The sequence below is a fragment of the Bariatricus massiliensis genome (assembly GCF_900086725.1).
Classification (GTDB): Bacteria; Bacillota; Clostridia; order Lachnospirales; family Lachnospiraceae; genus Allocoprococcus; species Allocoprococcus massiliensis.
The window spans coordinates 11,508-27,244 of record NZ_LT574832.1 but is presented as its reverse complement, the minus strand read 5'-3'; the positions used below and the strand labels follow the sequence as shown (position 1 = coordinate 27,244).

The following is a 15,737-nucleotide window of genomic DNA, read 5'->3' as shown; positions in this document are numbered from 1 at the left end:
TTACTTATTTTAAATCATACTTTCTCTCTTTATTTTCTTCTATATAGGCCTTAACTAATTTCCATCTTTGGTATTCTTTATCGGTCATTTTATCGGTCACTTTACCGGCCACTTTTTTTGCCTGCTTTATTTCTTTCAGGGCTTCTTTCACCAGCTTCAACATAAAACATATAAAATCTGTTGATTCACCCTTATTGTTTGATAAATTTATGTGCTTTTAATAAGTCTTCCAACGAATATGGGTTTAACAGCTCCATTTTTTTCATATATTTCAAATGTATTTTGCTCTATAGCAAGAGACGAACAAATTGTTTTAATTCTGTTTATCCTGCGCAGTTTTGGATTTGATGTCATTCCTTCAGTCTCGGATATAGCTCCAACCAATTCTCCTTCTATGCTTATTCTCTAAGTGAAGAAAAAGAGGATGCCACTAAAAACAATTTTATTGTTTATGACATCCTCCCACCAGTTACTTATTCTTCTGTAATTTCATCTTCTATTTCTTCGGACTCTTCTTCGTCCATAACGTTATCTACTTTTCTCACTTTAGCGATACTTGCAACTTCACCGTTATCTTTCAGATTAATCAACTTGACACCGGAGGTCACCCGCCCTAGAACAGAGATTCCTTCGCATTCCATACGAATAATGATGCCATCTGTATTAATAATCATAATTTCATTATCTCTGTCCACAGCCTTCACGCCGACCACATTGCCAGTCTTCTCGGTAATCTTGTAACATTTTACGCCTTTACCGCCTCGGTTTTGCGCGGTGAATTCTTCCATCGCAGTTAACTTGCCCATACCCTTTTGGGATACAATAAGCAGGTATTCGCCCTGAATATCAAGCTGCATGCCCACGATTTCATCGCGGTCACTCAGATTCATTCCTCGTACACCCATTGACGTTCTACCGGTAGAACGGACATCGGTTTCATGGAAACGGATACACTGACCGTATTTTGTGACCATGATAATGTCTTTTGTATTATCGGTAACTTTTACTTCGATCAATTCATCATCTTCACGAAGGGTAATTGCGGCAAGGCCTGTTTTCCTTACATTCGCATATTCCTGAAGAGGTGTCTTTTTTACTAAGCCTTTCTTCGTCGCCATAAACAAATACTGGCCGTCAGTATAATCTTTGATTGGAATCATGGCAGTAATCTTCTCGTCCGGCTGCAGCTGCAGAAGATTGATAATCGCAGTTCCTCTCGACGTTCTTCCTGACTCTGGTATCTCATAGCCCTTCATACGATAGCAGCGCCCTGTACTTGTAAAGAACATGATATACTGATGTGTATTTGTCATAAACAATTCTTCCACATAATCTTCTTCCAAAGTCTGCATGCCTTTGATACCTTTGCCGCCCCTATTCTGGCTCTTAAAAGTATCATTAGTCATTCTCTTAATATATCCGAGCTTTGTCATAGCGATTACCACTTCTTGCTTCGGTATCAAATCTTCCATAGAGATATCAAATTCATCATAACCAATCGATGTTCTTCTATCATCACCGTACTTCTGGGCAATCACGAGTATCTCTTCTTTGATGACGCCTAACAACAGCTTTCTGTCAGCAAGAATCGCCTTCAATTCAGAAATTCTCTTCTGAAGCTCCGCATATTCCGCTTCCAGCCTCTCCCGCTCTAGACCTGTCAATGCACGCAGACGCATATCTACAATAGCCTGTGCCTGAGCATCGCTCAATCCAAAACGTTTCGTCAACTCTTCTTTTGCAATCTGGACATTTTTAGACGCCCGGATAATCCGTATGACCTCGTCAATATGATCCAGCGCAATCAATAAACCTTCCAAAATATGTGCGCGTTCTTCTGCTTTATTTAACTCATATTTTGTTCTTCTTGTAACGACTTCTTCTTGATGCTTTAAGTAATGATTCAACATTTCAAGAATGTTCATGACTTTTGGCTCATTATTGACCAATGCAAGCATTATAACGCCAAATGTATCCTGAAGCTGTGTATGTTTATACAATTGATTTAAAATAACATTTGGATTTACATCACGTCTCAACTCGATACAGATTCGCATGCCTTCCCTGTTTGACTGGTCACTTAAATCTGTAATTCCGTCTATCCTCTTATCTTTGACCATCTCAGCAATCTTTTCTATCAATCTTGCCTTATTGACCATGTATGGAAGCTCTGTGACGACAATTCGATTCTTACCGTTCGCCATAGGCTCAATATTCGTCACCGCGCGGACACGAATCTTGCCACGTCCGGTTCTGTATGCCTCTTCAATTCCTCTTGTCCCGAGAATCGTAGCTCCCGTTGGAAAATCAGGACCCTTCACAACTTCCATTATCTCTTCGATGGTAGTCTCTTCCACATCCTCCAGCTCATTGTCAATAATTTTGACGACCGCTCCGATAATTTCACGGAGATTATGAGGCGGGATGTTCGTAGCCATACCGACCGCTATACCAGAAGTTCCGTTCACCAGCAGATTAGGAAATCTGGATGGAAGTACAACCGGCTCTTTCTCAGTCTCGTCAAAGTTCGGCGCAAAATCAACGGTATCCTTATTGATATCCGCAGTCATCTCCATAGAAATCTTGCTCAGTCTCGCTTCCGTATAACGCATGGCGGCTGCGCCGTCACCGTCCACAGAGCCAAAGTTACCGTGTCCGTCTACTAAAATATATCTTGTGGACCACTCCTGAGCCATATTTACCAATGCTCCATAGATAGAGCTGTCACCGTGAGGATGATATTTACCCATTGTATCACCGACAATACGCGCACACTTACGATGCGGCTTGTCAGGGCCATTATTCAACTCGATCATGGAATAGAGGATTCTTCTCTGAACCGGTTTTAGACCGTCCCTTACATCAGGAAGTGCACGTGCAGCAATAACGCTCATGGCATAGTCGATATAAGAATCTTCCATGGTCTTCTGCAAATCAACCTCATGGACTTTATCAAAAATATTGTCTTCCATCTTTATCTCCTTTTATTTGTTTTTACGCGAAAAGCCATCTCGAAAATCTTTGATTTTCTCGATGGGTTGGCATTTCTAATGCCAACCTAAATGTGCCGAATATAAAATTTTTAAGTAAACTTAAAATTTTATATTCATCACATTTGCTTTGTCGCTGTCTATGCTAGATATCCAAGTTATTAACATATTTTGCATTTTCTTCAATAAACTCGCGTCGTGGCTCCACCTTATCACCCATCAGAGTAGTAAATGTAACATCCAATTCGGACGCGGCTTCCTCGTCCATTGTAACACGTAGAAGAATTCTATGTTCCGGATCCATTGTCGTATCCCACAGCTGCTCTGCGTCCATTTCACCGAGACCTTTATATCTCTGGATCTTATTGTTGGTATCACGTCCTACTTCTTTTAAAATATTGTCAAGTTCTTCGTCACTGTAGGCATACCATACCTTTTTATTCTTCTCCAGTTTATAAAGTGGTGGCTGTGCCAAATATACATATCCCTCTTTTATCAAATCGGGCATAAAACGATAAAGGAACGTCAATAATAAAGTACTGATATGAGCGCCGTCCACATCCGCATCTGTCATGATGATAATCTTGTGATAACGAAGCTTTGAAATATCAAAGTCATCATGAATTCCGGTGCCGAACGCGGTAATCATAGCCTTAATTTCAGCATTTGCATATATTTTATCAAGTCTTGCCTTCTCTACGTTAAGAATCTTACCACGCAGGGGCAGAATGGCCTGTGTCGCTCTGTCACGGGCCGTCTTGGCAGAACCACCCGCTGAATCACCCTCAACGATATAGATTTCGCATTTTGCCGGGTCTTTGTCAGAACAGTCTGCCAGCTTTCCGGGAAGTGACATTCCTTCCAAGGCTGACTTTCTCCTTGTCAAATCTCTGGCCTTTCTTGCCGCCTCTCTGGCTCTCTGCGCCATGACAGACTTTTCTACCGTGGCCTTCGCCACCGCCGGATTCTGCTCCAAAAAGATTTCAAGCTGTGTGCTTACAATACTGTCAACAGCTCCACGTGCCTCACTGTTGCCCAGCTTTTGCTTAGTCTGTCCCTCAAACTGTGGATCTTCGATCTTTACACTGATAATTGCAGTGAGTCCTTCACGGATATCTTCTCCGGAAAGATTTGGCTCACTGTCTTTCAGCAGTTTATTTTTTCTAGCGTAATCATTAAAAGTTTTGGTCAGTGCATTTCGGAAACCTACAATATGTGTTCCACCTTCAGGAGTTGTAATATTATTTACAAACCCATAAGTATTGTCTGTATAGGAATCATTATGCTGCATCGCGACTTCTACTTCTACATTGTCTTTGTTACCTTCGCAATAGATAATCTGCTCATATAATGCAGTACGGCTCCTGTTGAGATATTGTACGAACTCTTTGATTCCACCCTCATAATGAAATACCTTCTCCTTTGGTTCTTCCTCTCGAAGGTCTGTAAAACATATACGAAGACCTTTTGTAAGAAAAGCCATTTCACGGAATCTTTGTTTTAGCGTATCATAGTCAAAAACAGTTTCCTCAAATATGGTATCGTCCGGCAAAAAAGATACTTTTGTTCCGGTCTTATCCGGCTCACATTCCCCGATTATATTTAACTTTTGTACTACATGTCCCCGCTCGTATCGTTGTTTATATACTTTTCCATCGCTGTATATTTCTACTTCCAGCCAGTTAGAAAGCGCGTTGACAACAGAAGCGCCTACACCGTGAAGCCCTCCTGATACCTTATATCCCCCGCCGCCGAACTTTCCGCCGGCATGAAGAACGGTGAATACGACTTCCACGGCCGGAAGCCCTGCCTTATGATTAATACCTACCGGAATACCACGGCCGTTGTCAATGACGGTAATAGAATTATCCGGATTGATGAAAACTTGAATATTATCGCAATATCCAGCCAGAGCTTCATCCACAGCATTATCCACAATCTCATAAACAAGATGATGGAGACCTCTTGCCGATGTACTGCCGATATACATACCGGGCCTTTTTCTTACTGCTTCCAATCCCTCTAAGATTTGGATTTGATCTGCACCATATTCTGCACTCATATATATCCTCCTAATTCTCTTTTGCTGCATGTCCATTCTGGACATGAAAGACTTTGTTTATAGAAAAACGATGATTAACAAACTCATCCAATCCCGTACAAGTAATCAACGTTTGAATATTATGGATACTGTCCAATAAATAGTTTTGCCTATTTTTATCCAACTCAGACAATACATCATCAAGTAATAGTACCGGAGTATCCTTGATCAGCAGTTTCACAAGCTCAATTTCCGATAGCTTCAAAGAAAGTGCTGCCGTGCGCTGTTGTCCCTGAGAACCGAATTTTCTGATATCAATATTATCAGCCAAAAAACAAATATCATCTCTGTGGGGGCCGGAAGAAGTGCTTTTCATCCTAATATCTCTGTCCCTGTTTTTTTTCAGCGCCTGCTCAAGTGGCAGGGTTCCCGTCCCCGGCTCATAGTAAAGAGAAATTCTCTCCTTTCCACCGGTGAGCTTATAATGTATTCCAGAAATAATTTCGTTTACTTGAGCTATAAATTTTTTTCTTCTCTCGATTATTTTATTACCATAAATAACAAGCTGCATATCCCACACTTCCAGCGTATCCAAAAGATTATTGCTCTGCCATGCGTCCTTCAGCAGCTTGTTTCTCTGATTAATTATTCGATTATAATTGGCCAGATCTTTTAGATAAATTTTATCTAACTGCGATAGCTCCAAATCCATAAATCTTCTTCTCTCCGAAGGGCCGTTTTTTATAATATTCAAATCCTCCGGCGAAAAAAACACAAAATTCATCAGCCCGAATAATTCACTTGCTCTTCTTATAGGCACTTTATTGATTGCTATTCCTTTCGGGCTGCTCTTTTTCAAATGCATATCGATTTGAAACGGGACCCCGCTTCTTTCAATCACAGTCTCAATATGAGATTCTTCACACCCAAACCTAATCAAATCCCTATCCTTCGTCCCCCGGTGGGACTTTGTAGTTCCTGACAGGTAAGCCGCCTCTAAAATATTCGTCTTTCCCTGTGCATTATCACCGTAAAATATATTGGTGGATTTATCAAATTCTATATTGAGTAAGTCATAATTCCGGTAATCTTTTAATTTCAACGATTTGATAATCATAAACCCACCAGCTTATTTTTCAATTTTAATCTCTTCTCCGTCAAAAGAAACAATATCCCCATCATAAAGTTTCTTTCCTCTTCTCATATCGATTTCTCCATTGACCTTTACAAGACCATTCATAATAACTTCTTTCGCCTCGATACCAGAAGAAACAAGTCCGGCCGCCTTTAAAGCCTGGCCAAGCTTGATATACTCATCTCTTAACTTAATCGTATTCATAATATTCCTTTCACATTCTATACTGCACCGCTGAAGTTCACAGGCAGAATCAAGTAAATATAACTTTCTTTCTCGTCCTTGATAAAGCAAGGCGCTTTTGCGTTCATGAAATATAAATCGACCTCTTCATCCTCGATGACACGAAGCGCGTCAATCAAGAACTTTGGATTGAAGCCAATCAACAAATCTTTTCCTTCCTTGCTGATCATAATCTCTTCATCCATAGTTCCAAGCTGTGATTTAATCTTAAGCTCCATTACCTCATCAAGAATATTGATGATGATAGGCTTTTTATCGCCCTCCTTCACTAAAAGAGTGGCCCTGTCTATACAGTTGAGCAATTCCTTTTTATTAATTCTTACCTTTGTCTCATAATCGTTTGAGAGCATCTGGTCGATGCGGAAATATTCTCCTTCAATTAGTCTGGATACTACAACCGTACTGTCGAACTCAAATACAATATGATTGTTGGTAAAATACAGGCTCACCTCACTGTCTGCCTCACCAGACAAAATCTTGCTGACCTCTATCAAAGTCTTCCCCGGAACAACTACCTTTCTGGGGTCGTAAGAACTTTTCAATTCGATATTACGGATGGAAATACGATGTCCGTCGAGAGATACTACCTTCATCACATCCCCATTGATTTCAAATAACTCACCAGTCATTAATTTATTACTGTCATTATCGGCAATCGAGAATATAGTCTGTCTTATGACTTCCTTCAGTGTGAACTGAGAAACGATAATCGGCTCTTCACGCTCTATATATGGCAGATAAGAAAAATCCTCACCAGATTTGCCTGAAATATTGAATTTTGCTTTTTCGCAAGTAATCAATGTCTGCTGATTGTCATCACACTCAATCATAATATCATTATCGGGAAGCTTTCTCACGATATCAGAGAAAATACGGGCATCAAGAGCAATCATACCTTTTTGTTCAATCGCACCTTCGATAACTGTCTCTATGCCAAGCTCCATATCATTTGCTGTAAGTTTAATAATATTTGTTGTAGCGTCAATTAAAATACATTCAAGTATAGGCATTGTAGTCTTAGTAGGAACTGCTTTGGATACAATGCTAACTCCTTTGGCAAGGTCTGATTTTTTACATCTGATTTTCATAATGTGTATAACTCCTTTCGACGAGCAAAATAAATAAAATATATAAAACAAATCCGCCTTATCCTTAATAGGGGCTGTGGATATGTGGGTAAGTACTTTAACCCCTTAAGAATCAAGTACTTCAGAATGGGATAAGCCTGTTGATATTCTTCCAGACCAATGTGTAAGAGGTTGGTATAACTTTTATACAGGATTTATCTTTTTCTTAATGATACTGATAGTATTACTCAATGTTTCATTGTTTTCCACATCGTTTGAAACTTTATCCACACCGTGATTCACAGTAGAGTGGTCTCTTCCTCCAAGTAGAAGCCCGATTGTCTTAAGAGGTGTGTCGGTCATCTTTCTGCAGAGATACATGGCAATTTGTCTTGCATTTGCAATCTCAGCATTCCTTTTACTGCTTTTTAAGTCGCTTATAGGAATATTAAAATGCTCAGAAACTACATCAATAATAAGCTCCGGTGTAACCTTGCGGTTCTCGTCTGGAGATATCAAGTCTTTTAAGGCCTCTGAAGCCAGCGTAATGTCGATTTCCTTCTGATTATTATTAATACGGTATAAAGCGATTAATTTATTGAGAGAACCTTCCAGCTCCCTGATGTTAGATTTAATGTTGGTGGCAATATATTGGATAACGTCATTTGGAATGTTATAACGCTCCAGCTGGTCAATCTCTATTTTTTTATAAAGAATTGCCATCCTTGTCTCATAGTCAGGCGCAGAAATATCAGCAATCAGCCCCCATTCGAAACGGGTACGAAGACGTGCTTCTAAAGTCTCCATATCCTTTGGCGGCTTATCGCTTGAGATAATAATCTGTTTTCCTGCGTTATGTAGATGGTTGAAGGTATGGAAAAATTCTTCCTGTGTACTTTCTTTACCGATAATAAACTGCACATCGTCGATGAGAAGGACATCATTATTCCGGTACTTGTCCCTAAACGAAGTCATAGCAAGTTCATTGCCGGTCTTACCAATACGGATAGCGTCAATCAACTCATTCGTAAATGTCTCACTGGTAACGTAGAGAACTTTTTTTGAAGGATCCTTGTCCAAAATATAATGTGCAACGGAATGCATAAGATGAGTTTTTCCAAGTCCTACACCTCCGTATAAAAATAACGGATTATATACTTCGCCCGGAGATTCAGCTACAGCAAGAGAAGCAGCATGGGCAAAATTATTGTTGCCCCCAACAACAAAGGTATCGAATGTATATTTAGAATTCAGATTGGCCTGCTCTGCTATATGATTTACTTTTTTATGTTTTTGTTTTATCTCTTCCTTATATTCTGTCTCACCGCTGGGACGGTAAGTTTCCATTTCAGATTGGGAAACATCTTTGGGAATAAACTTAATATCATATTCCACTCCTGTCACTTCCGCGATACAGACCTTCAAAGGAAGAAGATATTTATTTTGGATATGTTCGATACTTGCTTTGAAATTAATGGAAAGATATAAGGTATCATCGACAATATCATAAACTTCAAGTGGGCGGATCCAGGTTTCGAAAGATATGTTAGATAAAAAATACTCCACTTTTAGTTTTTGAATAATTTCTTCCCATTTTTCTTTTATTGTAATCATCTCTAGGCTCCATTCTTTCTTCAAGTGCGCATAATCATACACTTATATTCTACATTAAAATCGCAGCATAATCAATGGAAATTACTTTGGGATAACTTTTCAACATGAAAAAAGAGCGTGTTAAAGGTAAAATGGGAGTTAAAAAAAGTAAAATTAACATGTTTTCAACCAATTTCAACATAGTTATCCACAAAATGGGGATAAATAAAATGGAAAAAAGTGCAGTTTTGCTTGACTTACGGACATTTATTTACTATAATTTAAGGCGATGTCTTAAAAAAATAAACATGCTTATTTAATATAAGAAGTAATTGGATAGGAGGTGGATATCAATGAAAATGACATTCCAGCCAAAAAAACGTTCCAGAGCTAAGGTTCATGGATTTAGAGCAAGAATGAGCACAGCAGGTGGAAGAAAAGTTCTTGCAGCAAGAAGAGCAAAAGGAAGAAAAGTATTATCAGCGTAGGCCGCATATATGTGGCCTTTTCTTCTATAAAAAAATAAGGAAAACCATAATGAAATTTTCTGAATCGCTAAAAAAAAATAAAGATTTTCAAGTTGTTTACAGAAAAGGAAAGTCTTACGGGAATAAATATCTGGTCATGTATGTATTAGAGAATGATTTTCAGCGGAACCGGGTTGGAATTTCGGTAAGTAAAAAAGTAGGAAACAGCATTGTGAGGCATCGTCTGACAAGATTGATCCGAGAGAGCTACAGACTACAAGAAGAACACTTCCAATGTGGAATTGATATTGTCATTATAGCCAGAGCGAACGCAAAAGAAAAGACTTACAGAGAGATTGAGAGCGCGCTCATCCACTTGGGAAAACTTCATAATATATATAAGGTATAAGTTTTCAGACCGGCAGAGAGGCCGGCCTAGCATGTCAAAAAGATGGATATGCATGTATGAGGTCCGGAAAATATGAAAAATGTATTGTTATATTTGATTCGGTTTTACAGAAAGTATCTGTCTCCATTGAAAACGAGGACACACTGTATCTATATTCCAACGTGTTCAGAATATGCTTTGGAGGCGATCGATAAATACGGTGCACTAAAGGGCGGACTCATGTCCGCATGGAGGATATTGCGCTGTAATCCTTTTTCTAAAGGAGGGTATGATCCGGTACCTTAGAGACAAGCCCAAACTTCGGGGCGAACATCGTAAGATGTAAATCACATTATGGAGGAAAAATTATGGAAGGTATTTTATTGACACAGGTGAGTACACCGATTATCGGACAGGCTGCCTGGCTTCTCGGTAAGATCATGGACGGCATTTACCGGGTGATGGACGGAGTTTTCGGAGTCCAGAATCTAGGTGTTTGTATCATCCTGCTTACTATCATCATTTATACTTTGATGATTCCGCTTACTATCAGACAGCAGAAATTCTCAAAAATGTCCGCTGCGATGAATCCGGAGATTCAAAAAGTTTCTCAGAAATATAAAGGCAAAAAAGATCAAGCTTCTATGCAGAAAATGCAGGAAGAGACACAGCTGATCTATCAGAAATATGGAGTATCTCCTACCGGCGGATGCTTGAGTATGTTTATTCAATTTCCGTTCCTTTGGGCGATGTGGTATGTTATCCGTGGAGTACCGGCCTATGTAAGTCAGGTAAAGGATGTTTATGCACCTCTTATCAGTGGAATCATGGCTTCTGACGGATGGCAGAAAATTATGGAAGGTATCGGTAAAGCAAAGCCAATCCTTATGGATCCTTCCAGATATGATTATACAAAGACAAATACGTTGATTGACGTATTGTACAAATTCCAGACTACTACATGGGATACTTTGATCGATAAATTCCCTTCATTGGAAACAACGATTGAAAGCACTATGAAACAGCTTGAGCATATGAATAATTTCCTCGGGCTGAATATCGCTGAATCACCGTGGAATTTAATGAAAACTTCCTTTGCGTCGGGGGCAATTATTATCGGAATCTTGGCTCTTCTTGTGCCGATTTTATCAGGTTTGACTCAGTATCTTAGTATTAAGTTGATGCCGGCTGCATCTACTGGAAACGATCAAAATAACCAGATGGCTTCTACAATGAAGACAATGAACCTCACAATGCCTTTGTTCTCAGTATTTATGTGCTTCACATTGCCGACAGGTCTCGGATTATACTGGATTGTCAGTGCGGTCGTAAGGACAATACAGCAGATTGTCATCAACAGACATCTTGCTAAAGTGCCTATGGAAAAGCTGATTGAGCAGAACATGGAAAAAGCTGCAAAGAAGAGGGAAAAGAAGGGCGTTAACGCTAAGAATATCAATGAGATGGCTCAGAAGAATGTAAGAAATATTAAAGAGCCGGCAAAGAACATTGAATCTGATAAGGCAAAAGAGGAAAAAATAGCGGCTGCCAAGAGGGCAAACGCCAACGCCAAAGCAGGAAGTTTAGCATCCAAGGCTAATATGGTGAAGCAGTTTAACGAAGACAGCAAAAAGTAAATGTTTTCAAAATATGCGAGGAGGTCATTTTATTATGAATGAAATTACAGTATCAGCAAAAACATTAGATGATGCGATTACAGAAGCTTCCATACAATTGGGAGTTGCAAGTGACCAGATGGAATATGATGTTATTGAAAAAGGAAGTGCAGGATTTCTGGGCATCGGAAGCAGACAGGCAGTTATCAAGGCACGCATTAAAGTTGTAAAAGAAGAGCCAAAGCCCGAGGTAAAGGAAGTCTTCCATCATACGATAAAAGAAGAGCCAAAGAAAGAAAAGAAAGAATATAAAAAAGAAGTTAAAAAAGAGGTTAAAAAGGAAGTAAAGCAAGAGGTAAAGAAAGAAATACATGAAGAAGTACATGAAGAAAAAAAATCTCTTGAAGTTGCTACCGTAACAGAAGAAACAAAGAAAATCTGCGAAGCTTTTTTAATGGATGTTTTAAAAGCTATGGGTATGGAAGAGGTAGAGATTACTTCTGAAGTGGATGAAGACGGAGCTTTGAGTATCGAGATGAAGGGTGCTAATATGGGTATCCTTATCGGCAAGAGAGGCCAGACTCTGGATTCTCTCCAATATTTAACTAACCGTGTGGCCAACAAGTCACAGGAAGGCTATGTAAGAGTAAAGCTTGATACAGAGGACTATAGAAGAAGAAGAAAAGAGACCTTAGAGAATCTGGCATCAAGAATTGCTTACAAGGTAAAGAGGACAAGAAGACCTGTTTCTTTAGAGCCTATGAATCCATATGAAAGAAGAATCATTCACTCTGCTCTTCAAGGAGATGACAGAGTATCCACACATAGTGAAGGAGAAGAACCATACAGACGCGTAGTGGTAACTCCGAACAGACGATAGAATTAAGATTGGGGAGTAATTGAAAAATTACTTCCCATTCCTTATAAATAAGGAGATATTTATGGGATATAAATCAGATACAATAGCGGCAATTTCTACGGCGATGACTACATCCGGAATTGGAATTGTACGTATGAGCGGCGAAGAAGCATTTTCTATTATCGATCGAATCTATAGGGGAAAGAAGGAAAAAAAGCTTTCAAGTGAAAAAAGCCATACGATACATTATGGATATATAGTGGATGAAGAGGCGGAAATCGATGAGGTGCTTGTGCTTTTAATGAGGGGGCCTCACAGTTACACAGGGGAAGATACGGTGGAGATTGATTGTCATGGGGGCGTCTACGTGACAAAAAAGATATTAGAAACCGTTATAAAATATGGCGCCCGCCCGGCAGAACCCGGAGAATTTTCTAAGAGGGCATTTCTCAATGGAAGAATGGATCTATCGCAGGCCGAAGCAGTAATTGATGTCATTAATTCTAAAAATGAATATGCTCTGAAAAGTTCTGTTGAACAGCTAAAAGGCGCAGTTAAGAAAAAAATTGATGTTATAAGAAATGATATCATTTACCACACTGCTTTTATCGAAACAGCACTCGACGATCCAGAGCACATAGAAATTGACGGATACGGGAAAAAGCTTAAAGTAGTGGTAGATGAAAACCTGCTCAGAATCAAACAGCTCTTAGATACGGCAGATGACGGCCGGGTCATGAGAGAAGGAATCAAGACAGTTATCGTAGGAAAACCGAATGCCGGTAAATCGTCACTTATGAATGTACTTGTAGGGGAAGAAAGGGCAATCGTGACCGATATAGCCGGGACTACCAGAGATGTACTGGAGGAAAATATCCAGTTACAAGGAATCTCCCTTAATATTATGGATACCGCAGGAATACGTCAGGCAGAGGACTTGGTGGAAAAAATAGGGGTAGATAAGGCGAAACTAAATGCAGGGCAGGCAGATTTAATTATTTATGTAGTGGACGCTTCTCTTCCATTAGACGAAAATGATTATGAGATAATTGAAATGATTAAAGATAAAAACGCGATTATCCTCCTCAATAAAACAGATTTATCCACAGTGATTACGAAACAAATGTTGAAAACAAAAATAGAAAAGCCTATGATAGAAATATCAGCAAAAGAGGAAACGGGCATTCATGAACTTGAGAACACGTTAAAAGATATGTTCTATCACGGCAATGTCTCTTTTAACGATCAAGTATATATAACCAATATCAGACATAAGACAGCACTTAAGGCGGCTTATGAAAGCCTTATGAAAGTTAACGACAGTATAGAAAACCAAATGCCGGAGGACTTTTTTACCATCGATCTAATGGATGCGTATGAGGCTCTCGGCAGTATAACAGGTGAAACGATAGGAGAAGATTTGGTCAATGAAATATTCAGCAAATTCTGCATGGGTAAATAATGATAAATATGATGTAGTGATTGTGGGGGCCGGCCACGCCGGCTGTGAGGCCGCCCTTGCGTGCGCAAGGCTTGGCCTGAGTACAATCATATTTACTGTCAGTATAGAAAGTATTGCCATGATGCCGTGCAATCCGAATATAGGAGGCAGTTCCAAAGGCCATCTTGTACGGGAAATCGACGCCTTGGGCGGTGAGATGGGCAAAAATATAGATAAGACTTTTATTCAGTCAAAAATGCTCAATAAATCAAAAGGCCCTGCGGTACATTCTCTCCGTGCTCAGGCAGATAAAGAAAATTATAGCCGGCAGATGCGGCGTACTTTAGAAAAGCAGGACAATCTGGAGATACGTCAGGGTGAAATCGTAAATATCTTGACGGAAGAAAATAAAGTAACCGGTGTCCAGACTTATTCCGGAGCAGTCTATCATTGTAAGGCTGTAGTACTGTGTACAGGGACTTATTTGAAGGCGCGATGCATCTATGGAGATGTGAGTATGAATACCGGCCCAAACGGTCTTCAGGCTGCCAATTATCTGACCGACTGTTTGAAGGAATTGGGAATTTCTATGTATCGGTTCAAGACAGGAACACCGGCCAGAATCGATAGAAGAAGTGTGGATTTCAGCAAAATGGAGGAACAATTCGGCGATGAGCGGGTTGTCCCCTTCTCCTTTAGCACAAATCCGGAAGACGTGCAGATAGACCAAGTCTCCTGCTGGCTCACCTATACGAATGAGCATACGCATGAAATCATTAAGAATAATCTGGATAGGTCTCCCTTATTTTCCGGTATGATAGAAGGGACCGGCCCTCGGTATTGTCCGTCCATCGAAGACAAAGTTGTGAAATTCGCGGACAAAAACCGGCATCAAGTGTTTATTGAGCCGGAGGGATTGGAAACTAATGAAATGTATATCGGAGGAATGTCCAGTTCCCTTCCCGAAGATGTACAATATGCAATGTACCGCACTGTGCCGGGTCTCGAGCATGTGAAAATCGTGCGCAATGCCTATGCCATTGAATACGATTGTATCGACGCGAGACAATTGCATCCCACTCTAGAATTCAAGAATATAAAAGGGTTGTTCAGCGGCGGGCAGTTTAATGGAAGTTCTGGTTATGAAGAAGCGGCCGCACAAGGTCTGATAGCCGGAATCAATGCGGCCATGGAGATTATGGGAAAAGAGCAGATAATTTTGGACCGCTCACAGGCTTATATCGGGGTGTTGATCGACGACCTTGTGACAAAAGAGAGTCATGAGCCCTATAGGATGATGACATCACGCGCGGAATACCGTCTTCTGCTCAGACAAGATAACGCTGACCAGCGATTGACCAAAATCGGATATGAGATTGGCCTTATATCTGAAGAACGTTATCATGCCTTATTAGAAAAAGAACAAATAATTCAAGAAGAAATAGAACGTCTGGAACATACGAATATGGGAACAGGCGAGGAAGTGCAGAATATTCTGGAGCGTGCGGGAAGCACGCCGCTTACATCGGGAACTACCTTGGCAGAGTTAATACGCCGCCCTGAATTAAGTTACGAGCTGCTCGAATCAGTTGACTATCAGAGAAGGCCGCTGAGTGATGAAATCAAAGAACAGATCAATATCAACATTAAGTATGAAGGTTATATCAAGCGCCAATTAAAACAGGTAGAGCAGTTTAAAAAATTGGAGACCCGCAGAATACCGGAAAATATGGATTACGATAAAGTACCCAGTCTTCGTATAGAAGCTGTCCAAAAACTCAAGCAGTACCGTCCCGTTTCTATAGGCCAGGCATCCAGAATATCAGGAGTTTCCCCTGCAGATATCTCCGTGCTGCTAGTGTATATGGGACAAAAATAAATATAAGTACATTGTATA

The 15,737-nt window shown here is 40.1% G+C and carries 14 protein-coding genes; 7 read left to right on the top strand and 7 right to left on the bottom strand.

Annotation, left to right across the window (positions count from 1 at the left end; genetic code table 11):
* Positions 1-4: 4 nt before the first annotated feature.
* The 7 genes from BN6465_RS20600 to dnaA form a co-directional block, all read right to left on the bottom strand.
* A complete protein-coding gene (locus BN6465_RS20600; RefSeq protein ID WP_199882772.1) occupies positions 5-151 on the bottom strand; it encodes a hypothetical protein in 147 nt (48 codons plus the stop codon).
* Between the two features lie 322 nt (positions 152-473).
* Positions 474-2,972, bottom strand: a complete 2,499-nt coding sequence (gene gyrA / locus BN6465_RS00235; protein ID WP_066730607.1) for a DNA gyrase subunit A — start codon at positions 2,970-2,972, stop codon at positions 474-476.
* Between the two features lie 163 nt (positions 2,973-3,135).
* Positions 3,136-5,052, bottom strand: coding sequence for a DNA topoisomerase (ATP-hydrolyzing) subunit B (gene gyrB, locus BN6465_RS00230; protein ID WP_154670163.1), 1,917 nt, complete (start codon positions 5,050-5,052; stop codon positions 3,136-3,138).
* A gap of 10 nt (positions 5,053-5,062) precedes the next feature.
* Entirely contained in the window at positions 5,063-6,148 is a 1,086-nt protein-coding gene (recF, locus tag BN6465_RS00225) for a DNA replication/repair protein RecF (protein WP_066730605.1), read from the bottom strand.
* Positions 6,149-6,160: 12 nt separating this feature from the next.
* Positions 6,161-6,370 carry an RNA-binding S4 domain-containing protein gene (locus BN6465_RS00220; protein WP_066730604.1) on the bottom strand — a complete coding sequence of 70 codons (210 nt, stop codon included), beginning with the start codon at positions 6,368-6,370 and terminating at the stop codon, positions 6,161-6,163.
* A 17-nt stretch (positions 6,371-6,387) separates the two neighbouring features.
* Entirely contained in the window at positions 6,388-7,497 is a 1,110-nt protein-coding gene (gene dnaN / locus BN6465_RS00215) for a DNA polymerase III subunit beta (protein ID WP_066730603.1), read from the bottom strand.
* Between the two features lie 183 nt (positions 7,498-7,680).
* Positions 7,681-9,090 (bottom strand): chromosomal replication initiator protein DnaA, encoded by a 1,410-nt coding sequence (gene dnaA / locus BN6465_RS00210; RefSeq protein WP_066730602.1) that lies wholly within the window; start codon positions 9,088-9,090, stop codon positions 7,681-7,683.
* A 332-nt stretch (positions 9,091-9,422) separates the two neighbouring features.
* Here dnaA and rpmH point away from each other — a divergent pair, with 332 nt between their 5' ends.
* The 7 genes from rpmH (at position 9,423) to mnmG (ending at position 15,719) form a co-directional block, all read left to right on the top strand.
* The gene (gene rpmH / locus BN6465_RS00200; RefSeq protein ID WP_066730600.1) at positions 9,423-9,557 is read left to right on the top strand and encodes a 50S ribosomal protein L34; all 135 of its coding nucleotides are present in this window, start codon (positions 9,423-9,425) and stop codon (positions 9,555-9,557) included.
* Between the two features lie 49 nt (positions 9,558-9,606).
* A complete protein-coding gene (gene rnpA, locus BN6465_RS00195; protein ID WP_066730599.1) occupies positions 9,607-9,945 on the top strand; it encodes a ribonuclease P protein component in 339 nt (112 codons plus the stop codon).
* Positions 9,946-10,017: 72 nt separating this feature from the next.
* Positions 10,018-10,230, top strand: coding sequence for a membrane protein insertion efficiency factor YidD (yidD, locus tag BN6465_RS00190; protein ID WP_066730598.1), 213 nt, complete (start codon positions 10,018-10,020; stop codon positions 10,228-10,230).
* A gap of 62 nt (positions 10,231-10,292) precedes the next feature.
* Positions 10,293-11,561: a YidC/Oxa1 family membrane protein insertase gene (locus BN6465_RS00185; protein ID WP_066730597.1), complete on the top strand. Its 1,269-nt coding sequence runs from the start codon at positions 10,293-10,295 to the stop codon at positions 11,559-11,561.
* A gap of 34 nt (positions 11,562-11,595) precedes the next feature.
* Complete coding sequence (gene jag, locus BN6465_RS00180; protein WP_066730596.1) at positions 11,596-12,420, top strand: RNA-binding cell elongation regulator Jag/EloR; 825 nt, start codon at positions 11,596-11,598, stop codon at positions 12,418-12,420.
* 61 nt (positions 12,421-12,481) lie between these two features.
* Entirely contained in the window at positions 12,482-13,861 is a 1,380-nt protein-coding gene (gene mnmE, locus BN6465_RS00175) for a tRNA uridine-5-carboxymethylaminomethyl(34) synthesis GTPase MnmE (RefSeq protein ID WP_066730595.1), read from the top strand.
* Positions 13,827-15,719 carry a tRNA uridine-5-carboxymethylaminomethyl(34) synthesis enzyme MnmG gene (gene mnmG / locus BN6465_RS00170; protein WP_066730594.1) on the top strand — a complete coding sequence of 631 codons (1,893 nt, stop codon included), beginning with the start codon at positions 13,827-13,829 and terminating at the stop codon, positions 15,717-15,719. Before mnmE ends, mnmG begins: the two co-directional genes overlap by 35 nt.
* The last annotated feature ends 18 nt before the right edge of the window (positions 15,720-15,737 follow it).